The 21,007-nt window shown below is 67.9% G+C and carries 18 protein-coding genes; 8 read left to right on the plus strand and 10 right to left on the minus strand.

All coding sequences use genetic code 11. The annotated features are described in order from the left end of the window. Positions 1-9: 9 nt before the first annotated feature. Genes C8K36_RS00855 through C8K36_RS00865 form a run of 3 tightly spaced genes read right to left on the minus strand, consistent with a single transcriptional unit; the run spans position 10 to position 2,179 of the window. Entirely contained in the window at positions 10-702 is a 693-nt protein-coding gene (locus C8K36_RS00855; protein WP_107982579.1) for a GTP pyrophosphokinase, read from the minus strand. 26 nt (positions 703-728) lie between these two features. Further along, positions 729-1,298 (minus strand): carboxymuconolactone decarboxylase family protein, encoded by a 570-nt coding sequence (locus tag C8K36_RS00860; protein ID WP_107982580.1) that lies wholly within the window; start codon positions 1,296-1,298, stop codon positions 729-731. Then, complete coding sequence (locus tag C8K36_RS00865) at positions 1,295-2,179, minus strand: SDR family NAD(P)-dependent oxidoreductase (protein ID WP_107982581.1); 885 nt, start codon at positions 2,177-2,179, stop codon at positions 1,295-1,297. The genes C8K36_RS00860 and C8K36_RS00865 overlap by 4 nt, the downstream gene beginning before the upstream one ends. Positions 2,180-2,345: 166 nt before the next feature. Here C8K36_RS00865 and C8K36_RS00870 point away from each other — a divergent pair, with 166 nt between their 5' ends. From C8K36_RS00870 to C8K36_RS00900, 7 genes are all read left to right on the plus strand, one after another. Then, on the plus strand, positions 2,346-3,110 hold the full coding sequence (locus C8K36_RS00870; protein WP_107982582.1) for a TetR/AcrR family transcriptional regulator: 765 nt from the start codon (positions 2,346-2,348) through the stop codon (positions 3,108-3,110). 137 nt (positions 3,111-3,247) lie between these two features. After that, on the plus strand, positions 3,248-4,441 hold the full coding sequence (locus C8K36_RS00875; protein ID WP_107982583.1) for an ABC transporter substrate-binding protein: 1,194 nt from the start codon (positions 3,248-3,250) through the stop codon (positions 4,439-4,441). 15 nt (positions 4,442-4,456) lie between these two features. Then, positions 4,457-5,332: a branched-chain amino acid ABC transporter permease gene (locus C8K36_RS00880; RefSeq protein ID WP_107982584.1), complete on the plus strand. Its 876-nt coding sequence runs from the start codon at positions 4,457-4,459 to the stop codon at positions 5,330-5,332. Further along, positions 5,332-6,372, plus strand: coding sequence for a branched-chain amino acid ABC transporter permease (locus C8K36_RS00885; protein ID WP_107982585.1), 1,041 nt, complete (start codon positions 5,332-5,334; stop codon positions 6,370-6,372). Before C8K36_RS00880 ends, C8K36_RS00885 begins: the two co-directional genes overlap by 1 nt. Then, a complete protein-coding gene (locus C8K36_RS00890) occupies positions 6,369-7,139 on the plus strand; it encodes an ABC transporter ATP-binding protein (protein ID WP_107982586.1) in 771 nt (256 codons plus the stop codon). The genes C8K36_RS00885 and C8K36_RS00890 overlap by 4 nt, the downstream gene beginning before the upstream one ends. Next, a complete protein-coding gene (locus C8K36_RS00895) occupies positions 7,136-7,849 on the plus strand; it encodes an ABC transporter ATP-binding protein (RefSeq protein ID WP_107982587.1) in 714 nt (237 codons plus the stop codon). Before C8K36_RS00890 ends, C8K36_RS00895 begins: the two co-directional genes overlap by 4 nt. Then, positions 7,846-9,483: a class I adenylate-forming enzyme family protein gene (locus tag C8K36_RS00900; RefSeq protein ID WP_107982588.1), complete on the plus strand. Its 1,638-nt coding sequence runs from the start codon at positions 7,846-7,848 to the stop codon at positions 9,481-9,483. Before C8K36_RS00895 ends, C8K36_RS00900 begins: the two co-directional genes overlap by 4 nt. On the opposite strand, the gene uca is transcribed toward C8K36_RS00900, so the two are convergent. The 7 genes from uca to ramB all read right to left on the minus strand — a co-directional run bounded on the left by uca (position 9,473) and on the right by ramB (position 19,519). Beyond that, positions 9,473-13,060, minus strand: a complete 3,588-nt coding sequence (gene uca, locus C8K36_RS00905; protein WP_107982589.1) for an urea carboxylase — start codon at positions 13,058-13,060, stop codon at positions 9,473-9,475. The two genes, C8K36_RS00900 and uca, sit on opposite strands and share 11 nt — an antisense overlap. Positions 13,061-13,114: 54 nt before the next feature. Beyond that, on the minus strand, positions 13,115-13,807 hold the full coding sequence (urtE, locus tag C8K36_RS00910) for an urea ABC transporter ATP-binding subunit UrtE (RefSeq protein WP_107982590.1): 693 nt from the start codon (positions 13,805-13,807) through the stop codon (positions 13,115-13,117). 2 nt (positions 13,808-13,809) lie between these two features. Continuing rightward, the gene (urtD, locus tag C8K36_RS00915) at positions 13,810-14,622 is read right to left on the minus strand and encodes an urea ABC transporter ATP-binding protein UrtD (RefSeq protein ID WP_107982591.1); all 813 of its coding nucleotides are present in this window, start codon (positions 14,620-14,622) and stop codon (positions 13,810-13,812) included. Beyond that, complete coding sequence (gene urtC, locus C8K36_RS00920) at positions 14,619-15,710, minus strand: urea ABC transporter permease subunit UrtC (protein ID WP_107982592.1); 1,092 nt, start codon at positions 15,708-15,710, stop codon at positions 14,619-14,621. The genes urtD and urtC overlap by 4 nt, the downstream gene beginning before the upstream one ends. Further along, the gene (urtB, locus tag C8K36_RS00925; RefSeq protein ID WP_107982593.1) at positions 15,707-16,591 is read right to left on the minus strand and encodes an urea ABC transporter permease subunit UrtB; all 885 of its coding nucleotides are present in this window, start codon (positions 16,589-16,591) and stop codon (positions 15,707-15,709) included. The genes urtC and urtB overlap by 4 nt, the downstream gene beginning before the upstream one ends. 36 nt (positions 16,592-16,627) lie before the next feature. Beyond that, a complete protein-coding gene (gene urtA / locus C8K36_RS00930; RefSeq protein ID WP_107982594.1) occupies positions 16,628-17,896 on the minus strand; it encodes an urea ABC transporter substrate-binding protein in 1,269 nt (422 codons plus the stop codon). Positions 17,897-18,109: 213 nt separating this feature from the next. Further along, the gene (gene ramB, locus C8K36_RS00935; protein ID WP_107982595.1) at positions 18,110-19,519 is read right to left on the minus strand and encodes an acetate metabolism transcriptional regulator RamB; all 1,410 of its coding nucleotides are present in this window, start codon (positions 19,517-19,519) and stop codon (positions 18,110-18,112) included. A 363-nt stretch (positions 19,520-19,882) separates the two neighbouring features. On the opposite strand from ramB, the gene C8K36_RS00940 reads away from it, so the two are divergent. Continuing rightward, positions 19,883-20,761, plus strand: a complete 879-nt coding sequence (locus C8K36_RS00940; protein ID WP_107982596.1) for a hypothetical protein — start codon at positions 19,883-19,885, stop codon at positions 20,759-20,761. Positions 20,762-21,007: the final 246 nt, after the last annotated feature.

Consider the following 21,007-nt stretch of genomic DNA (forward strand, 5'->3'; position numbering starts at 1 on the left):
GTCGGGCTGTCAGTCCTGCGGCCGCAGATCCAGCGCACCCAGCAACGGGATCGCGGGTTCGGCGTCGTCGGCCGTCCCCGGCTGCGCCTTGAGTTTCGCGAACTCGTCGTTGAGTCGCTCCATCTTGATGTCGAGCCGGTGCGCGGTCTCGGCCGCCTCGGTGAGCTCGGCCAGCAACTCGGCCGGCACCGCGCGGTTGAACTTGTAGTAGATCTTGTGCTCGAGGCTGGCCCAGAAATCCATTGCGATGGTGCGAATCTGGAGCTCGATCGGCACCCGTTGCACCCGATCACTCAGGTACACCGGCACCTCGACGATCAGGTGCAGGCTCTTGTAGCCGTTGGGTTTGGGGTTGGCGATGTAGTCCTCGACCTCGCGCACCTCGATGTCCGGCTGACCGGTGATCATGTCGGCGATGCGGTAGGTGTCGGAGATGAAGCTGCACGTGATCCGCACCCCGGCGATGTCGAGGATGTTCTCGCGCACGTCGTCGATCGTGAGGGGGCAGTCGATGCGCTGCGCCTTCCGGATGATGCTCTCGGGCGACTTGAGCCGCGAGGTGACGTGCTCGATGGGGTTGTAGAGGTTGATGTGGGTGAACTCGTCCTCGAGGGTGTTGACCCGGGTCATCAGCTGAGCGATGCCGAACCGGTAGGTCATCATGAAACGGGAGAAATCGGTTCGGAGTTGCTCGGGGTCCACGACACCAGTGTGCCATCGGTCGGAAATCAGAAGTCGGGCTGGATTCGCAGGGTCTCGATCGTGGTGGCCAGGCCGTCGTACTGGGTCACCAGCAGGCAGAACTCGACGAGCCGGCGGTCGTCGAGGTGCGCGGCCAGCGTGGCCCACGTCGCGTCGTCGACGTTCCTGGTGCCGACCAACTGGTCGGTGGCCGCCAGCATCGCGCGGTGCCGCGGCGCCCAGTCGGGATCGCTGGGGCCGACGAGGATGCGGTCGAGGATCTGCGGGGTGATCCCGGCCCGGCGGCCGAGCCGGATGTGGTGATCCATCTCGTAGCGGGATTCCCGCAGATGCGCGACGCGCAGGATCACCAGTTCGATCTCGAACCGCGACAGCTTGGTGCCGGGCAGCAGCATCAGCACCCCGGAGTAGTGCAGCCAGCCGCGGAACAGCCCGCCGGTGCGGCCGAGCGTGCTGAACAGCTTCGCGTCCCTGGTCCGCGATCCGAGCGAGAGCGCCCGCCAGGTGGCCCAGTTGACCGGCCCGAGTTCCTTGAATCGCCCCGGCGCGATGCGCGGCGTGGTGTGGTTGCCCGTCTTCTCGTCGTACGCGGTCACTCGGTCTCCCCGGTTCGCTTCGGCAGTTCGGTGGTGAGCCGGGCGTGCTCGGCCCGGGCGGCGTCGAGGGCTGCGGCCATCCTGGGCTGCGGGCGCAGCTCGATCAGTCGCTGGGCGACCATGCGCAGCCGCATCATCGGCGCCACCCACCTCGGCGCGTAGATCCGACGGGCGCGCTGGGCGATACCCCGCTCGAACGCGTCGACCCCGACCGACCGGGGCGCGACGCGGGTGAACGGGCCCAGTCCCTTGATCTGGCCGGCGGCCTCGGTGCCGAAGCCGATGGTGGTCATGTCGGTGTCGACCTCGGCGAGGTACCCGACACCCACCCGCAGCCCCTGGTGCCGCGTCTCGATGCGCAGCGTGTTGCCGAGCGCCTCCACGCCGGCCTTGGTCGCGGCGTAGGCGCCCATCAGCGGCAGTTGCACGCCGGCCGCGGCGGACGCGACCATGAGCACGTACCCGCCGGGGTGCGCGACGAGGGGCCCCGTCGTGCGCACGGTGTTGTAGGCCCCGATCAGGTTCACCTCGACGGTCCGCAGCATGACATCCGGGTCGCCGCCGAGTAGCGGAAGCTGTGCTGCGACACCGGCATTGACCACCACGACGTCGAGTCCGCCCAGCTCGTCGGCCAGCGCGGCGACCGCGTGCTCCACCTGCCCGAGGTCGCGGACGTCGCACACCTGCCACGGGGCGCCGCCGCACATGGTGGCGACCTGCTCGAGCAGTTCGGGTTCGAGGCCGAGCAGTGCGACACGTGCGCCGCGGGCGTGCAGGCGCCGCGCGAGTGATGCTCCGATGCCGCGGGCCGCCCCGGTGATCAGCACGCGTCGACCCTCCAGGCGCTGCTCGAGCGCCTGTCTCGTCCCTGTTCGTGCCATCGCGACTCCCACCCACCCTCGGTTACCGCACAGTAGGAAAAACGCTAACACCGCTGCTCGGATCTGTCGGTGAAGGCGGCAGGCCATGTACGATTTCGGGCGTCAAGCAAGCGTTCGATCGGGATGGGTCGACACTGCATCCGGTACCGACGAGGGGAGACGTCAGGTGGCATCGACCCGACGAGAAGAAATTCTATTCCACGCAGCGAAGCTGTTCAGCGAGCGTGGCGTCGCGGGCACCACCGTGCGGGACATCGCCGACGAGGTCGGCATCCTGTCCGGCAGCCTCTACCACTACTTCGGATCCAAGGACGCGATCGTCTTCGAGATCGTGATCGCGTTCGTCGACGATCTCAACGAGCGATACGAGGCCGCGCAGGTCCCGGGCGAAACCGGCCGGGAGCGTCTCGACCACATGGTGGCCGTCTCGTTCGAGGCCGCCGCCGATCACCCCTTCGCCACCGAGATCTATCAGAACGAGAGCGCCCTGTCGTCGCAGCCCGAGGACAGTCCCATCTCCGCGGCGGTCCGACGCGCCCACGACTACTGGGCCGAGGCCATCGCGCGAGGCGTCGAGTCGGGTGAGTTTCGCACCGACATCGATCAGCAGCACTTCCACCGCATGCTCCGTGAATCCGTCTGGTCGACGGTGCGATTCAACCGCGCCTCGCTCGCCCGTGACGCCGAGCGCCTGCGGCACGACCTCATCGCGGTGTTCCTCGACGGGTTCGCGGCCGGTGGCCCGGCGGGCTCGGCCTCGGCCAAGGCAGCGCCCGGGCCGGTGCGCCGGACCGAGGTGGAGGAGCGTGCCGCCGCCGCCGTCGCACCCGTCGTGAGTGCCGCGGCCGAATCCGAATACGACGATCTGCGGCGCGACGTGCGAGAACTCAAGGAAGCGATCCGCGAACTGCGCCTGTTGCGGGAGAACTGAAACCGCATATCACCGCTCGATCCGCCCCGCGTTGACTTCCCGATGTGACGCGGGGCATACTCCTGTCGCGCAAAGTCAATCAAGCACTTGCTTGATTGATCGAACGCTTGAAGGTCGGCGTGAGACGGGAGTCGGTTGTGAGAATCGGAAGGGTCGTCGCTGCGGCGGTGGCCGCCGCAGTGGCAACGCTGGGCGTCGCGGGATGCGGGTCTGCGGGTGAGATGTCGCCCGACGAGATCGTCATCGGGCTCGACGAGGACTCGACGGGCCCGGGCGCGTCGTACAGCACGATCGCCGGCAGCACCGTCCGCCTCGCGGTCGACCTCCTCAACGCCGACGGCGGGATCAACGGCAAGCCGGTGCGCCTGGTGGTCGAGAACGACGAGTCCAGCCCCACCAAGACGCCGTCGATCATCCGCAAGCTCGTCGATCACGGCGCGAGCGCAGTCCTGCTCGCCACCGGATCGGGATCGGTGATCCAGGCCAAGTCGGTGCTGCAGCAGTCCGAGATCCCGGCGATCGCGCCCGTCGTGCTGTCCGACGCGTTCGCGAACAAGCCCGACAACGGCTACTCGTTCATGATCCCGAACTCCCTCAAGCAGTACGCCGAGGTGTACTGCGGTGCGTTCGAGAAGATGGGCTACAAGACGCTCGGCATTCTCGGTGACGCCAGCGCCTCGATCGACGGCATCATCAAGACCCTGCGGCCCGCGCTCGAGAAGTGCGCCACCGTGACCGCGGTCGAGAAGGCGCCCGTCGACGCCGCCGACCTCACCGCGCAGGCCTCTCGGGTCACCGGCACCAAGCCCGACGCGATCCTCGTCGCCAGCATCGGCGGCCACTTCGAGATCCTCGCGCACAACACGCTCGCGAAGATCTACCCTGCCGCGCAGCGCTTCTCGCTCGCGTCGATCGGCAACCAGCCCAAGTCCTGGGCGCTGGCCGACCCGGGCGCCCTCACCGGCATGGTCTACATGGGCAGCCTCAGCGCGAACAATCCGCGCACCGCCGAGTTGACCGAGAAGATCCGCCAGGTCAAGGGTGCCGACTACCAACTCACCGCGTACGACGCGCAGGCCTACGACGCCGTGATGATGCTGAAGCGCGCCCTCGAGATCGCCGGCGACCACACCGACCGCACCAAGGTGCGCGACGCGCTGCAGCAGGTCTCGGGTGTGCCCTCGACGTTCGGGCAGGAGGGGCTGACGTTGTCGTACGGCCCCGACGACCATCTCGCCCCCGACAGCCTGTGTGGCCTGGTGCTGGTCGAATTCGGCGCCGACAACAAGCCGGCCGGTCCGTGGGCGTCCTACCAGCCCCCGTGCGGCTGACGAAGGAGAGAACGGATGACTGACCCTCAACTCTGGCTTGCCGCCCTCGAGATCGGCGCCTTCTTCTCGCTCATCGCCCTCGGTATGTATCTCGTGGTGGTGGGTGCGGACTTCTTCAACTTTGCGATGGGCCCGTACGCGATGGCTGCGGCGATGGCGTGCAGCTTCGTCGTCGTCGACCACGGTGTACCACTGTGGCTCGCCCTGCTGCTGGGCCTGGCTGTCGGCATGGCGCTGTCGGTGATCACCGAGAAGCTCGTCGTCCAGCAGGTCCAGAAGCGTTCGGGCCGTGGCGAACTGCCCGCGCTGGTCGCCGTCACCGCGGTGCTGTTCGCAGTGCAGCAGTTGGCCGGCACCATCTTCGGCCGCACTCCGCTGCCCGGCCAGAAGCTCTTCGACTTCCAGCCGGTCACCGTCGCCGGTGCCACCGTCGACAGTTCGTCGATCGTCCTGATCGTCGGCACCGCGGTCGTGTTCGTCGCGGTCGGCCTGTGGCTGCAGGCGTCACAGACCGGTCGTCTGCTGCGCGCCGTGGGCGACAACCCCGAGGCCGCGCGGGTTCTCGGTCTGCCGGTGAACAAGGTCCGCCTGGTCGCGTTCACCGTGGCCGGACTGATCGCCGCGATCGCCGGGTTGCTGTTCGCACCCAAGGCAGGCGTGCAGTTCACGAGTGGATTGTCGTGGACGCTCACGGCCTTCATCGCGCTCGTGATCGGCGGCACCGGACGCAGTTGGGCGCCGTTGATCGGCGGCCTGCTCCTCGGGTTCGTCCAGGTGTTCGCGCCGTACTACTTCGGTGCCAGCGCCGCGCAGACCGCGATCCTGCTGATCGCATTGGTGTTCTTCGCCTTCCGGCCGGAGGGCATGTTCTCGAGGAAGGTCCGCGTCTGATGTCGACCCTCACGTCACCCCCGCCGGAGACGGCCGCGTCGGCGAGGTCCACGCGAACCCGCCGCTCGCTCACCAATATTGCGGTCGAGGCCGGCATCACGCTCGTCGTCGTCACCGCCGTGCTGCTGTGGATGGGGCCCAGCCTGTACCGGCAGGACCTCGTGTTCCTGGCCGCGACGTACTCCCTGATCGCACTGGGCATGTACATCCCGTTCGTCATGGCCGGTTCGCTGTCGATGGCGTACAGCGCCTACGCCGCGATCGGTGCGTACGGGGTCGCCCTGATCTCGGTGAAGACCGGGTTGTCCATGTGGTGGGGCTGGATCATCGGTTCCCTCGTCGCGGCGGTGGTCGCGGTGATCCTGGCGCTCGCGACGCAGAAGCTGTCCGGCTTCTATCTCGCCGCCGTCACCTTGCTGTTCGGAATCGCGTTCGAGCACTGGCTCATCGACGGCCCCAGCTTCACCGGCGGCTCGGCCGGCATCTCCGGGGTCGAGGCCGTATCCCTGTTCGGTTGGCAGCCGCCGCGATACGCGCTCGTCGTGCTCGCGATTCTGTTCGTCTGCCTGATCGCGGTGATCGTCGACCGGCTCCGGAAGTCGGTGTGGGGACTGACCCTGCGTGCGGCGCGGGACAACAAGAATGCCGCGCGGTCGTCGGGCGTCAACCCGGCGCACCTGACGGTGATCGCCCTCGCGATCGGCGCGGCCATCGCGTCGACCGGCGGTTCGCTGTTCACCGTGTCGGTCCAGGCGGTCACGCCCGAGACCTTCACGCTCAGCATCGTGTTCCTCGCGATCTTCATGCCGATCATCGGCGGGCGCAACAGCGCGTGGGGCGCTCCGCTGGGTGCGCTCATCGTGGTGATCGTGACGCTCAACATGCCCGGCTACCAGGGCAGCGGGGAACTGCTGCTCGCCATCGCCGTGCTCCTGATCCTCGTCGTCGCGCCCGGCGGCGTGATCGGCTGGGCCGGTACAGCGTTCGCCAAGGTCACCGGCCGCGGCGGCTCGAACCAGCGAGGAAGTGATCGGTCGTGAGCGTGCTGCTCGAGGTCTCCGGCCTCACCAAGAACTACGGCGGCGTTCGCGCCGTCGACGACGTCTCGTTCACCGTCGCCCCCGGCGAGGTGGTCGGTCTCGTCGGCCCCAACGGCGCCGGCAAGACGACGCTGGTGGACTGCATCTTCGGTACCCAGAAGGCGGACGCGGGCACTGTGCGACTGGACGGCCGCACGCTGACCGGTGCGAGCGAGAAGCGGGCGCGGCAGGGGTTGTCGCGTACCTTCCAGCATCCGCAGTTGGCACTGGAACTGACTGCGGTCGAGAACATCGTGCCGGCCCTGTACGGCCGCCGGATGCGGACACCACTGCATTCGCTGTGGTGGGCGCTCAATGGGCCGTTCGAGAATTGGGACGCCACTGCGGACCGGGCGCGCGCAGTCGCGCACGAGTACGCGATCGACGACACCACGAGCGAGTGCGGCGAGCTGAGTCTCGGTGGGCAGCGTCTGGTCGAGGTGGCCCGCGCGATGGCGACGGATCCGCAGGTGCTGCTGCTCGACGAGCCGTTCGCAGGCGCCGACCACACCGGCATCGCGGCGATCGCCGGTGCCGTCCGCAAGATCCAGGCGCAGGGACGTGGCGTGGTGCTGGTCGATCACAACGTCGACCTCATCGCCGAACTCGCGACGACCGTCGTGCTGCTCGACTTCGGTTCGGTCGCCTTCCATGGCGCGCCCGCCGAATGTCTCGCGAGCGACGCGATGCGTGAGGTCTACTTCGGGGCAGGAGAGGAAGTGTCATGACCACGCTCGAGGTGACGGGCCTGAGGGTCCGGTACGGATCGGCAGTCGCCGTCGACGACGTCTCGTTCACGGCGCCGTCCGGAACGGTCACGGCGATCGTCGGCCCCAACGGCGCCGGAAAGTCCAGTCTGTTCGGAGCCGTCTACGGTTCTGTTCGCGGCACCGGACAGGTGAAGGTGGACGGCCGCCGCGTCGACGGAATGTCGGCGCTGCAGCGGGTGCGTGACGGCTTCGCCTACGTCCCGCAGGGTCGGCAGCTGTTCATGAAGATGTCGGTGCTCGAGAACCTCCAGGTGGGCGCCGACCTGATGGGCTTGAAGAAGGACGCCGTCGACTCGGCGTTCGACCGGTTCCCGGTGCTGCGCGATCGATCCCGCAGCTACGCAGGTGTCCTCAGCGGCGGCGAGCAGCAGATGCTGGTCCTGGGGCGCGCGCTGCTCGCCACTCCGAAAGTGCTGCTGCTCGACGAGATGATGACGGGCCTGGCGCCGAAGATCGTTGCCGAACTGCGTTCGCTGGTAGCGGGTCTCGCGGCCGAGGGTGTGACGGTGCTCGTTGCCGAACCCGCCCTCGCAGCACTGAAGTCGGTGGTCCAGCGCGGGTACGTGATGCAGCGCGGCCGGATCGTCGACATCAGGGACGACGCCGATTCTCTCGATGCTGCATACAAGCAGTCGATGGGCATGTTGGAAGCGAAAGTGGAGCAGTGACAGTAACCGGACGAATCTCGACCACCCTCGACGTCGCGGTCGGTGACTTCGCGACCGATCCTCGCAAGCTCGACGGCCTGAGCATCAGTGAACTGGTACGGCACTGGGCCCTCACGATAGGCGAGCGGATCGCGTTCATCACGCCCGATGCCCGCATCTCGTGGGCGAGCTATGACGCGACGACCGACCGGATTGCGTCCGCGCTGGCCGCGGTGGGCGAGGAGTCCGCCGTCGCGGTGTATCTGCCGGACACGATGGTCTTCCATGCCGCGCTGTGCGCGGCGTACCGCACCGGACGGATCGCAGTCGGTATCGGATCGCGTTCGGGCGTCAAGGAAGTGGCACACCTGAGTACCCGTGCCGGGTGCCGGACGCTCATCACCGCACGGTCGCTGCGCGGACAGGACACCGCCGCGCTCGTCGCGGAACTGCGCGAACGGACCGGCGGCCCCGACCACGTGATCTATGTCGACGACCTCGGCTCGGTCGAGGTCGAGAACGCTGCCGGTGAGCCGGTCGAGGTCACGGACCGCCGCTTCGATGCCACAAGCCCGCGGTTCGGCGTCGACGACGTGTCGATGCTCAACTCCACCTCCGGGACCACGGGTCTGCCGAAGCTGGTGACGCAGACCGAGCGTCGCTGGATCGGCTTCTCCGAGGTGGCCGTTCGGGCCGGGAAGATCACCGGCGACGACGTCTTCTTCGGTGCGGTTCCCGCGCCGTTCGGATTCGGGTTGTGGACCTCGCACTTCCTGCCGGCTCTGCTCGGCGCGCCGAACGTGGTGCTCGAACGCTTCAGTGCAGACACCATGATCGATCTGCTCGAGCGCGAGCGGGTCACGGTACTGAACTGTGTGAGCACGCAGTTCAAGATGCTGCTGCGGTCCGAGCGGGCCCAGTCCGCGGACCTCGGTGCCCTGCGCGCGATGTTCACCGGCGGTGAGGCCGTGCCGTACTCGGAGGCTCTCGCGTTCGAGCAGCGGACCGGGGCCGCGGTGCTCCAGTTCTACGGCTCCAACGAGACCGGCGCGGTGAGCGTCACGACGGTCGACGACGACACCGACACCCGTCTTCGCACGTGCGGACACGTGGTCGACGAAATGCGCGTCCGGGTGTTCGACGACGCCGGCGACGAGGTGCTCGGCGACGAGCGCCGCGGCCAGCCCGGCGTGAACGGCGCTCTGATGTGCCACGGCTACTGGGAAGACGACGACGCGAATGCCGAGTTGTACACCGCCGACGGCTGGATGCTGCTGGGCGACATCGTCGAGATCGACGCGATCGGGCGCCTGCGGGTGGTGGGCCGGAAGGCCGACATCATCATTCGTGGCGGCAAGAACATCTCGGCGGTGGAGGTCGAGGAGTACGTGCGCGCCCACCCGGCGGTCACGATGGTGGCCGTCGTGGGTGTGCACGACGCCCTGTTCGGCGAGAAGGTGTGCGCGGTGGTGGTGACCGCCGACGGCGCCGAACTGACCGCCGACGAGCTGTCGACGTGGCTCACCTCGCAAGGCGTCACGCGCGAGTACATCCCCGAGCACGTCGTCACGATCGACGAACTCCCCTTGGCGCCCGGTGGAAAGGTCGCCAAGGGGACGGTGAAGGTGCTCGCCGAGGAGCGGCTCAGCCGATGACGGCCAGCGGAGTTCCGGGCGCCACCTTGGCGCCCGGCTCCGCCAGTACCCGCAGCACGGTGCCGGCGATCGGGCACGGGACGGGCATCTCGAGCTTCATCGCCTCGAGGATCACAGCGGGGTCGCCGGCGGAGACTTGCTGTCCCGGTTCGAGTTCCACCCGCCATACGTTCCCGACCATCGGGGCCTCCACCACGACGGCGCCCGGCGGAACGTCCAGGGTCGTCGGCTCCGGCTCGGGGGACGGCGCGGCCTCGACGCGGTCGAACTCGCCGGCCGCGTGCCACGCGCGCTTCTCGGCCTCGAACGCCACGCCCTGGCGCTCTTCGAACTCGGCGATCGCGGCGGCGTTGTCGGCGAGGAACGTCATGTGCTCGGCCAGCGCGAAGGTACCCTCGCTGATGTCGGCGTCGAAGCGCCCCGCACGGGACTCCGCCCGTGCCTCCTCGAGTTGCTCGGGGGAGACCGGTTCCCACACGATGCGGTCGAAGAACCGGAACAGCCACGGCTTGCCCGCCTCGAACGGTGCATGCTGACGGTAGCCGGACCAGATCGGGACCGTCCGACCGATCAACTGGTACCCGCCCGGCGACTCCATGCCGTACACGCACAGGTACTTGCCGCCGATGCCGACCGCGTCCGACGGCGTCCAGGTGCGCGCCGGGTTGTACTTGGTGGTCACCAGGCGATGCCGTGGATCGAGCGGAACAGCCAGCGGCGCACCGAGATACACATCGCCGAGCCCGAGAACCAGGTATTCGGCGTCGAACACGGCCCTCCGCACGTCGTCCACGCTGCCCAGTCCATTGATCCGCCTGATGAACTCGGTGTTCGACGGTAGCCATGGTGCGGAGTCCCGCACGCCGCTGCGGTAGCGGGCCAGTGCCTCGTCGATCGACGGGTCGTCGAACGACAGTGGCAGGCGCACGGTCCGACTCGGCACCACCAGGTCGTGCGTCGCCGGCAACTGCCCCTCGAGTTCCTGTAGCAGTCCGAGCAGGCGGAACTGCGGCAGGACCTCCGGGTCGAAGTGCAGGTGCAGCGAACGCACACCGGGCGTGACGTCGATCAGCCCGGGCGGCTGCAACTGCGACAGTGCCTCCGACAGCGCGTGCACGCGCATCCGCAGTCCGAGGTCGAGGGCCATCGGGCCGTACTCGACAAGAATGTTGTCGTCGCCGCCGCGCAGGTAGGCCACCTCGGGGCGGTCGCCCCCGGCCTCGATCCGGCCCAGCACACCGCCGTCGCCGCGTGAGATTCGCACGGCTGGAACGTCTTTGGCGCGCAGCCGGTCCGATCGGCGCAGCGCGTCCGCGTCCGCGTCGGGCACGGGAACGAAGCGCACGGCGTCACCCGGGCGGATCTGTCCCATCTTCCAGCGATGCGCGCTCACCACGGTGAGCGGGCACGCGAACCCGCCGAGACTCGGCCCGTCCGGGCCCAGCAGGATCGGGGTATCGCCGGAGACGTTCAGTGCGCCCACGCTGTACGGGTTGTCGTGCAGGTTCGACGGGTGCAGTCCCGCGTCTCCGCCGTCCGCGCGTGACCATGTCGGCTTGGGTCCGTCCAGGCGGATGCCGGTCCGGTTGGCGTGGCTGCCGGTGGTCCAGGTGGTCTCGTAGAACTGGGTCATGTCCGTGTCGGTGAAATACGACGGGGACGGCTGCGGACCCTCGGTGACCGCGAGATGCCACGTGTGGGTCAGTTCGGGACGGGAGTCGGCGGGAACGGGCGCAGGTTCGGTGAGGGCGTCCGTGTCGGGGAGCAGGCCCAGGACATCGCCGGTCGCTACCGCGCGGCCCGTGACACCACCGAACCCGCCGAGGGTGAACGTCGAAGCGCTGCCGTGGAACAGCGGGGCGTCGAGGCCGCCTCGCACCGCGAGGTACGTGCGCAGGCCGGTGTCGGTGGGGGTGCCGATGTCGAGGACAGCCCCCTCGGCCACCACGATCGGTTCCCACATCGGCGCGGCCAGACCGTCCACGGTGACCGGGACGTCGGCGCCGGTGACGCACACGGTGACCGGTGTCGAGAACTCCAGTCGCGGGCCCTGCAGCGTGCATTCGAGACCCGGCGCTCCCGCCGGGTTGCCCACGGCGGTGTTGGCGAGGGCGAAGGACAGGTCGTCCATCGGACCGGACGGCGGAATCCCCACCTCCCACAGCCCGATCCGGCCCGGCAGATCCTGCACCGTGGTCATCGTGCCCGCCCGCAGGACGTCGATCCGGGGGCCCGAAGCCGGCAGGTCCGCGAGCGTGGCGGTGGTGTTCTCGCTCAACGGGGCGGCACAGATGTGCCGAAGCTGAGGCAGATTCGTCTGCAGTCCGTACAGATGAGTCTGCGACAGTGCCGCGCTGAGTGCCTCGAATGCCGCCGCGCGGGTCGCACCGCTCGTGATGATCTTCGCGATCATCGGGTCGTAGTGCGAACTCACCTCGGTGCCGGTGTCGACCCAGGTCTCGATGCGCGCGGCAGCAGGGAACTGCACCGATGTGAGCGTCCCGGCGCTGGGCCGGTAGTCGTGCGCGGGATCCTCGGCGTACACGCGCGCTTCGACGGCGTGCCCGGTGATCGTCGGCCCGGAGTCGGGCAGGCCGTCGAGCATCGACGAGTCACCACCGGCGAGACGCAGCATCCACGCCACCAGGTCGACGCCCGTCACCTCCTCCGTGACCGGATGCTCCACCTGCAGACGGGTGTTCATCTCGAGGAACGACGCCTCGCCGCGGTCCACGTCGTACACGAACTCGACGGTGCCCGCCGACCGGTACTGCACCGACGACGCCAGATCCCGCGACGAGCGCAGCAACTGCTCCACCACGTGGTCGGACAGTCCCGACGCGGGCGCCTCCTCGACCACCTTCTGGTTGCGGCGCTGCAGCGAGCAGTCACGGGTGCCGAGGCTCACGGTGCGACCCGCGCCGTCACCGAACACCTGCACCTCGATGTGCCGGGCGCGGGCGATGAAGCGCTCCAGGAAGACCCCCGACGACGAGAAGTTGGCGGCGGCCATGCGCTGCACCGTGTCGTACGCGGCGCTCAGTGCGGCGGGGGTGAAGCAGGCCTGCATTCCGATGCCGCCACCACCGCCCACGGCCTTGAGCATCACGGGGTAGCCGATCCGCTCGGCCTCGTCCAAGGCTTCTTCCACCGAGCCGAGCAGGCCACTGCCCGGAACCAGGGGGACTCCGACCGCGCGGGCCGCCTCCCGGGCGGTGTGCTTGTTGCCGAACACCCGAAGCTGATCGGGCGTGGGGCCGACGAACGCGATACCGGATCGTTCGGACGCGGCGGCGAACTCCTCGTTCTCCGAGAGGAATCCGTACCCGGGATGGATGGCGCCGGCGCCCGACGCGAGGGCAGCCTCGATGACCTTGTCGGTGCGCAGGTACGACTCGGCCGCGGGGGCCGGACCGAGCCGGACGGCGGCGTCGGCCATCTCGACGTGCGCGGCGCACGCGTCGGCGTCGGAGTACACGGCCACCGTCTTGAGTCCGAGTTCGCGTGCGGATCGGATGATGCGGCAGGCGATCTCGCCACGATTGGCGACGAGGAGGGTGTCGAAAGCGGGGAACACGAAAGGTCTCCTTCGATCGGGAGAAGGCGTGGGAAGTGCCGGTCGGGTATCCGGTCAGATGGCCATGGCGGTGCGCACGACGGCTTCGGCGTCTGCGCCTCCGGCGCCGCTCGAGGTGACCCGGCCGGCCTCGAGGATGTAGTAGTGCTGGGCGGACTGCAGCGCGAACCCGATGTGCTGCTCCACCAGCAGCACGCCGAGGTTGCCCCGCCGGGTGAGTTCGACGATCGCGGACTCGATCTCGGCCACCACCGACGGCTGGATGCCCTCGGTCGGCTCGTCGAGCACCAGCACGCGCGGCTCGGTGATGAGAGCCCGTGCGATCGCGAGTTGCTGGCGCTGCCCGCCGGACAGCAACCCCGCCCGTCGGTCGAGAAGCGACTCGAGCGCGGGGAAGAGCGCCAATTGTGCGTCGATGAGCGCCTTGCCGCGCCTGCGGCCGTCGGCGACCACCTGCATGTTCTCGAGGCAGGTGAGCTGCCCGAACGACTGCTGGCCCTGGGGGACGTAGGCGAGGCCACGGGCGACGCGGGCGCTGGGACGCAGCTTGGTGACGTCCTTGCCGTCGAGCAGGACCTTGCCCGACGTCGTCTTGGCCAGCCCGACCGCTGCCCGCAACAGCGTCGTCTTACCGGCGCCGTTGTGGCCCATGACCGCGGCGACGCCGTCGGCGGGCACCGTGACGGTGGCGCCGTGGATGATCTCGGTGCGGCCGTAGCCGGTCCGGATGTCGACGAGTTCCAGCATGATCAGGCCTCCTCGAGAACGTCTGCTGCCGCCGTTGTGCCGAGGTACACCTGCTGCACCATCGGATCGGCCTGGATCTCCTCGACACTGCCGTCCGCGATGACCTTGCCGCGGGCGAGGACGGTGACGGATGTCGCGAAGGCCCGCATGAAGTCCATGTCGTGTTCGACGACCACGACGGTCCGTTCGGCGCCGATGCGCCGCAGCAGGTGTCCGGTCTCCTCGCGTTCCTCGTGGCTCATGCCGGCGACCGGTTCGTCGAGGAGCAGGACGTCGGCGTCCTGGACGAGCAGCATGCCGATCTCGAGCCACTGCTTCTGGCCGTGCGGCAGGATGCCGGCCTTGCGGTCGCGTAGGTGCGACAGGCCGGTGGTCTCGAGCGCCTCCTCGATCTGCGGGAGCACCGACTTGCGGCGACGCAGCAGGGTCAGCGCGGAACGCCCGGCCCCCGCCGCGATGTCGAGGTTCTGCAGGACCGTGAGGTCCTCGAACACCGACGCCGTCTGGAAGGTGCGGCCCACGCCCTGGCGGGCGATCTTGTGGACCTTGCTGCCCAGCAGTTCGACACCCGACTTGGTGACCGACCCGGTGGCCGGCACCAGCCCGGTCACGGCGTCGACGAGGGTGGTCTTGCCGGCGCCGTTGGGGCCGATGAGGAACCGCAGATCTCCCTGCAGCAGTGTGAGGTTCACGCCGTCGACGGCGGTGAAGCCGTCGAACGTGACACGCAGGTCGCGGATCTCGAGATACTGGCTGGACATGCCGGCGTTGCCGCCGAGGGTGGGCTGAGGTTCGGGATGGCGGGGTTCGGTCATCGCACGACCTCCAATTCGCGGACGGATTCCGGTGCGGTGTCGGCGGGGTTGGCCCGCTTGCGTCGTCCGCGCAGTTTCGCCAGGCCCGCGATGCCGGCGGGGAAGAACCCGATGACGACGATGAACAGCAGACCCTGCGCGTAGGTCCAGGCGGAGGGAAAACTCTCCGAGAGCGTGGTCTGCGCCCATGCCACGCCGATCGCGCCGAGCACCGGGCCGAGCAGCGTGGTGCGGCCGCCGATCGCGACGCCGATGAGGAACGCGATCGAGGGGACGATGCCGACGTCCGCGGGGGAGATGATGCCGACGATCGGCACGAACAGTGCGCCTGCGATGCCCGCGAAGAAGGCGGCGACGGTGTAGGCGACCACCTTGATGTTCGCGGGGTCGTACCCGAGGAACCGGACGCGCTCCTCCTGGTCGCGGACCGCCACGAGCAGTTCGCCGTAGCGGGAGTTCATCAGCTGCCGGGTGGCGGCGACCACGAGGAGCAGCACCGCGCCGGCGATGAAGAAGAGCATCTTCTTGTTCGCCGGGTCGGCCAGATTGAAGCCGAAGAACGTGCGGAAGCGGTTGAGGCCGTTCGAGCCGCCGATGGACTGCTGGCCGATCAGCAGGATCGCGAAGGCCGCCGCGAGTGCCTGCGACAGGATCGCGAAGTACGCGCCCTTGACGCGTCGCTTGAAGACACCGAGTCCGAGCAGGAACGCGACCAGTGCGGGTACCAGGAGGATCGCCAGGATCGTCACCAGCGGCGACGTGAACGGGGACCAGTAGCCGGGAAGGGCCCGGATACCGGCGATCTGCATGAAGTCCGGGACGGCATCGCCGCGGAGTTCCGCGTCGGCGATCTTGAGGTGCATCGCCATGATGTAGGCGCCGAGTCCGAAGAACACGCCCTGGCCCAGCGTGAGCATTCCGCCACGGCCCCAGGCCAATCCGATGCCGACGGCAACGATAGCGAAGCACAGGAACTTGGCGAGCAGGTTGAGCCGGAAGTCCGACAGCATGGCGGGTGCCACACCGAAGAGTGCGACGGCGGCGATGGCGAATCCCACCCACGCCCGGTAGCGACTGAGCACGGTCATACGAGGCTCCTAGTCTTGGCCACGAACAGCCCCTGCGGGCGGACCTGCAGAAAGACGACGATGAGTCCGAACACGATCACCTTCGCGATCGACGCGGTCGTGGAGTACTCGATGAACGAGTTGAGGATGCCCAGGGCGAAGGCGGCCACCACCGCGCCCGACAGCCGGCCCAGACCGCCGATCACGACAACGAGGAAGGCGTCGATCAGATACGACTGGCCGATGGTCGGGCTCGTCGACCCGATCAGGGTCAGTGCCACACCCGCGACCCCGGCCAGCCCGGAGCCGATGAAGAACGTGGTCACATCGGTTCGGCGCGAGGAGATTCCACTGGTCTCCGCGAGATCGCGGTTCTGCACCACCGCCCGGATCCGACGCCCCATGGACGTCTTGGCCAGCGCGAAGGACAGGACCGCGACCGCCGCGATCGCGAGAACCAGGATGAAGATGCGGGTCTTGGGGACCACCGCACCGAGAATGTCCACGCCGCCCGAGAGCCACGACGGCGCCACGACGTTGACGGCGGGAGCGCCGAAGATGTCGCGAGCGAGCTGCTGAAGCACCAGGCCCACACCGAAGGTCACCAGCAGGGTGTCCAGCGGGCGGTGATACATCCGCCGGATCAGCGTGGCTTCGAGGGCGACGCCCATCAGACCGCCCACCACGAAGCCGGCCACCAACGAGATCAGCAGTGATGATCCGGCGCTCGAAATCACCTGCTGCACCACATAGGCGGTGTAGGAACCGGCCATGATGAATTCGCCGTGGGCCATGTTGATCACGCCCATCTGACCGAAGGTCAGCGACAGGCCCAGTGCTGCCAGAAGTAGAATCGACCCGATACTCAGGCCTGTGAACAGCTGCCCGATCACGACATCCATCGGTGCTCGCCCTCCCTCGTCGTCGGTATTCGCGAGCTAGCTGCCGGAACCGGAGAGGCTCTTCGCCCAGTCGTAGCTCTCGAGGTAAGGGTCCGGTTGGATCGGGCCGTCGGACTCCCAGACGGTGTAGATCAGTCCGTCACCGCGAATCTCGCCGATGCGAGCGGTCTTGGTGATGTGGTGGTTGTCGCCGTCGATCGTCACGAGACCCTCGGGCGCCTGGAAGGTGACGCCGTCGGCCGCGGCCTGGATATCGGCCACCCCGAACGAATTCGCCTTCTCCACAGTGTTCTTCCACAGGTAGACCGACGTGTACGCGGCTTCCATCGGGTCCGACGTGGGCTTGTTCGCGCCGTACTTCGCCTTGTAGGCGTCGACGAACTTCTTGTTCTCCGGGCTGTCTACGGTCTGGTAGTAGTTCCACGCCGTGAGCTGGCCGGCCACATTCTGCACCCCGATGCCGCCCACCTCCTCCTCGGCGATCGAGACCGAGACGACCGGCATGTCAGCGGCTTTGAGGCCCACGTTCGAGTACTCGCGGAAGAAGGCGACATTGGAGTCGCCGTTGAGGGTGTTGAACACGGCGTCGGCGTCGGCGGTGCGGACCTTGTTGACGATGGTCGAGAAGTCGGTGGAGCCGAGCGGCGTGTAGTCCTCACCCTTGATCTCGATGCCGTTCGCCGCCGCGTACGCCTTGATGATCCGGTTCGCGGTCTGTGGGAAGACGTAGTCGCTGCCCACCAGGTACAGCGACTTGACGCCCTTCTCCTTCAGGTAGTCGAGGGCGGGCACGATCTGCTGGTTCGTGGTGGCGCCCGTGTAGAAGATGTTGGGGGAATCCTCGAGGCCCTCGTACTGGACCGGGTAGTACAGCAGGGAATTGTTGTCCTCGAACACCGGCAGCATCGCCTTGCGGCTCGACGACGTCCAGCCGCCGAAAACTGCTGCGACACAATCGCTGCTGATGAGCTTCTCTGCCTTCTCGGCGAACACCGTCGGCTCCGACGCGCCGTCCTCGGCGACGATCTGGATCTTCTTGCCGTTCACCCCGCCGGCGTTGTTGATCTCCTCCACCGCGAGTGCGATCGAATTGCGAACGGTGACCTCGCTGATCGCCATCGTGCCGGACAGCGAGTTGAGCGAGCCGACCTTGACGGTGTCGCCCGAGGTGTCCACACAGGAGGCTGCGGACGTGGTACCGGTCGCCGAGCTGTCGGTGGCCTTGCTGCCGCAGCCGGTGAGGACCAGGCCGAGTGCCGCGAGGGCGGCCGGGGCGGTGAGTGCACGCTTCGAGAACGTGGGCATGGACGAGCCTTTCCGTCGAGAGGAATGACGCTGAGCTGCGGAGAGGTACGTATACGACGCTGTATCCGTGATTCGAGACAGTAGGCGGAAGTTGTTGCGCCAGAATGTCTGTGGATCACGAGTTCGTGTCGCGTATTACACGCACATGAACGGGAGCTCACGCGCCCTCGACGGAGAGGGTCGACTATCGGGGAAGGTGCAGGTGCAGGCGGGTCAGAGGATCGTGTACGGCGACACCGAGCTGCGATGCTCGTTGATGTCGAGTTCCTTGCCCAGGGGAGGGAAGGCGCGCTGCGGGCAGTTCATCCGCTCGCACACGCGGCAGCCGGCACCGATCGGGGTGGCGGTGCTGCCGCCGAGGTCGAGCCCGTCGGCGTACACGACGCGCGGGGCATGGCGCAGTTCGCAACCCAGGCCGATCGCGAACGTCTTGCCGGGCTGTCCGTACCGCTGCGCGCGCCGCTCCACCGTGCGGGCCACCCACAGGTAGTTGCGACCGTCGGGCATCTGCGCGATCTGCGTCATGATCTTGCCCGGGTAGGCGAACGTCTCGTACACGTTCCACAGCGGGCACGTGCCGCCGCTCGACGAGAAGTGGAAACCGGTGGCGGACTGGCGCTTCGACATGTTCCCGGCCCGGTCGACGCGAACGAACGACCACGGCACGCCGCGCTGCTTGGGGCGCTGCAGCGTCGAGAGGCGGTGGCAGATCGTCTCATAACTGATCGCGTAGAACGCCGACAGCCGCTCGATGTCGTAGCGGAAGTCCTCCGCGATCTCGTGGAACTGGCCGTACGGCAGCACCGTCGCCGCCGCGAAGTAGTTGGCCAGACCCAGCATCGCCAGCGAACGGGCCTCGTCGGAGGTGAAGTTGCCCTCGTCCACCAGCTTGCGGAGTAGGTCGCCGCACTCGAGGTACGCGAGTTCGGTCGCGAACTTGAACACCTGCTGCCCGCCGGACAGCGCAGGCGAGATCTCCAGCAACCGGGTCTCGGGGTCGTACCGGTGCAGGACGTTCTCACCCAGATCGATTCGCCGCACGATCTGGACGTCGTGCAGGTTCTCCAAGCGCCGCGCGATGCCGTCCGCGATGTCGCCGCGGTGGAAGCGCAGACGCGCGGTCAGGTCCTCGGCCGCGGTGTCGAGGTCGTGGATGTAATTCTGCCGCTGATAGAAGTAGTCGCGGACCTCCTCGTGCGGCATCGTGATCGACCCGCTGCCGCTGCCGTCGCTGAATCGGTCCTCGGTGGCCGCCGCCAGCTGAGCGGAGGTGTTGCGGAAGCGGCTGTGCATGTTGACCATCGCCTTCGCCAGCCCGGGGTGCGAGGACACCATCTCCGCGATCTCCTGCGCGTCCGCGTCGATCCCCATGTCCTTGTCGAGCGCGACCTCCCGCAACTCGGCGATCAGCCGGGTGTCGTCCTGCGACGAGAAGAACGTCGTGTCGACACCGAACACCTCGCTGATCCGCAGCAGCACCGGCACCGTCAGCGGGCGCACGTCGTGCTCGATCTGATTGAGGTAGCTGGCCGAGATGTCCAGCGTCTTGGCGAGCGCGGCCTGGCTCAGGCCGCGCTCGGTGCGGAGCTGTCGCAGACGGGCGCCGACGAAGGTCTTGGACATGCACGCCAGCGTACGAGCGACCTGCTAACCGTGCAAAGGATCGCATTAGCAGGTCGCCGATCGGAAGCCGCCGATAGCAGACCGATCGTGACGTTTCAGGAACAAGTCTTGACATCTCGGTGACGGTGACAAAAGCTGGGCGACAGTCATTGATCGATTGTGTAAAGCATTGGTTGCTAGGCAGTTTGGGGCGCGGGGCGAGGGCTCACGCGCCCTGAGCGAACAAGCGCGGGCCTCTCCGACGGATGGGGTCCCCGGACTCACGCCTGCCCTCCGAACTGGGCGTGGGCCGTCCTCAGTTCCGGGTGTCCACGGTCGGCGTCCGCCGGTCCGGCACGCGACCAGGAATCGTCAGAGGTCACGATGATCTTTACCTCGAAGCGCCGCGCACGCGCCGGACTCCAACCATCGGTGCTCTTCGCGCGCGCCGATGCCGTCGCGCCCCCCGATACCGCAGCGCCCACCGATGCCGTAGCGCCCACCGATGCAGCGGAGTCCGTCCACCACGCGCTCGGGCCGGTCGAGGTCGCGACCTCTGTCGGTGGGGAGTCGAAGGACGCTGATCAAGTGGCAGTGACAGCCCGGTGGCTGGTCCTCACAACCGACGTCACCCGCGGCTTCGCTCGCGCGCTTCTCCCGGAACCGTTCGCGCTGGCCGACCGGCCACAGCTCGCAGTGTGGATCGTCGAACCGCTGTCCGCCGACTCGACCGAGGTGGGCGTTCCGGTCGGTCGGTTGTTCGCGGGGATGTCGTGCAACTGCCTCTTGCCGGGGGAACAGGACGAGAGTGCGTACACGTCGGACTTCCTCGTGGGCGCGCCGATCGCGGACGGGGACCGCGACCCCTTCGCGTTGCCGGACCTGCCTCAGACGGCGCTGAGCCTGGTCAACGGGGTCGGCGGCATGGGCTTCTCGATTCCCCCGGTCGACGGCGGGGGCAGGGGAGTGGTGGGCCGCGTCGAGCTGTCGGACAGTGGCTCCGGCGAGGTCCAGTTGACGCCGGACTGGATGGCCTGCCAATCCTGGCGCCCGGACCTCGTGGGCGCATCTGGAGACGCCCCCGGGGGGCCCGACCTCGTCCATACGCAGTGGGACGTGACGCGGTTGTCGCCGATCGTCACGGGTTCGGCCGTCGTCGAGTGCGCCGAGTTCGGGCCGCACTCGTACGACCTGTCGGGGTCCGCGGCCGCGTTGGACGCGCGCTACGGCTTCGCCCGCGTCGCGATTCTCGGCCGGCAGTAGGCGCTTGTGCCCGAGGCGCGGAGCGCTCGGGGTATCTGTGACCCCAATTCCGGAGTGTTCCACTGTGCGGAACGAATGCCGGTCCTTGTGATTGCCCTCACAGTCGCACCCTCCCGGCGGTGAGGGCTGTCGGCGCGGGCCTCGTGCGCGTGTCCGATTTCACTCCCTGGGGGTCGTGTCCGGTTCCCCGGCGAATGTCGAGGTAGAGGCCTACTTGCGGGTAACTTTCATTGCTACTGACGGGTA

The sequence above is a fragment of the Rhodococcus sp. OK519 genome (assembly GCF_003051005.1).
In the GTDB taxonomy this organism is placed as follows: domain Bacteria; phylum Actinomycetota; class Actinomycetes; order Mycobacteriales; family Mycobacteriaceae; genus Prescottella.

Coding starts and splice junctions, on each gene's coding strand:
- C8K36_RS00865 (WP_107982581.1), bottom strand. CDS start 2,179: ATGGCACGAACAGGGACGAGACAGGCGCTCGAGCAGCGCCTGGAGGGT.
- C8K36_RS00880 (WP_107982584.1), top strand. CDS start 4,457: ATGACTGACCCTCAACTCTGGCTTGCCGCCCTCGAGATCGGCGCCTTC.
- C8K36_RS00885 (WP_107982585.1), top strand. CDS start 5,332: ATGTCGACCCTCACGTCACCCCCGCCGGAGACGGCCGCGTCGGCGAGG.
- C8K36_RS00895 (WP_107982587.1), top strand. CDS start 7,136: ATGACCACGCTCGAGGTGACGGGCCTGAGGGTCCGGTACGGATCGGCA.
- urtE (WP_107982590.1), bottom strand. CDS start 13,807: ATGCTGGAACTCGTCGACATCCGGACCGGCTACGGCCGCACCGAGATC.
- urtD (WP_107982591.1), bottom strand. CDS start 14,622: ATGACCGAACCCCGCCATCCCGAACCTCAGCCCACCCTCGGCGGCAAC.
- urtC (WP_107982592.1), bottom strand. CDS start 15,710: ATGACCGTGCTCAGTCGCTACCGGGCGTGGGTGGGATTCGCCATCGCC.
- urtB (WP_107982593.1), bottom strand. CDS start 16,591: ATGGATGTCGTGATCGGGCAGCTGTTCACAGGCCTGAGTATCGGGTCG.
- urtA (WP_107982594.1), bottom strand. CDS start 17,896: ATGCCCACGTTCTCGAAGCGTGCACTCACCGCCCCGGCCGCCCTCGCG.
- ramB (WP_107982595.1), bottom strand. CDS start 19,519: ATGTCCAAGACCTTCGTCGGCGCCCGTCTGCGACAGCTCCGCACCGAG.
- C8K36_RS00940 (WP_107982596.1), top strand. CDS start 19,883: ATGATCTTTACCTCGAAGCGCCGCGCACGCGCCGGACTCCAACCATCG.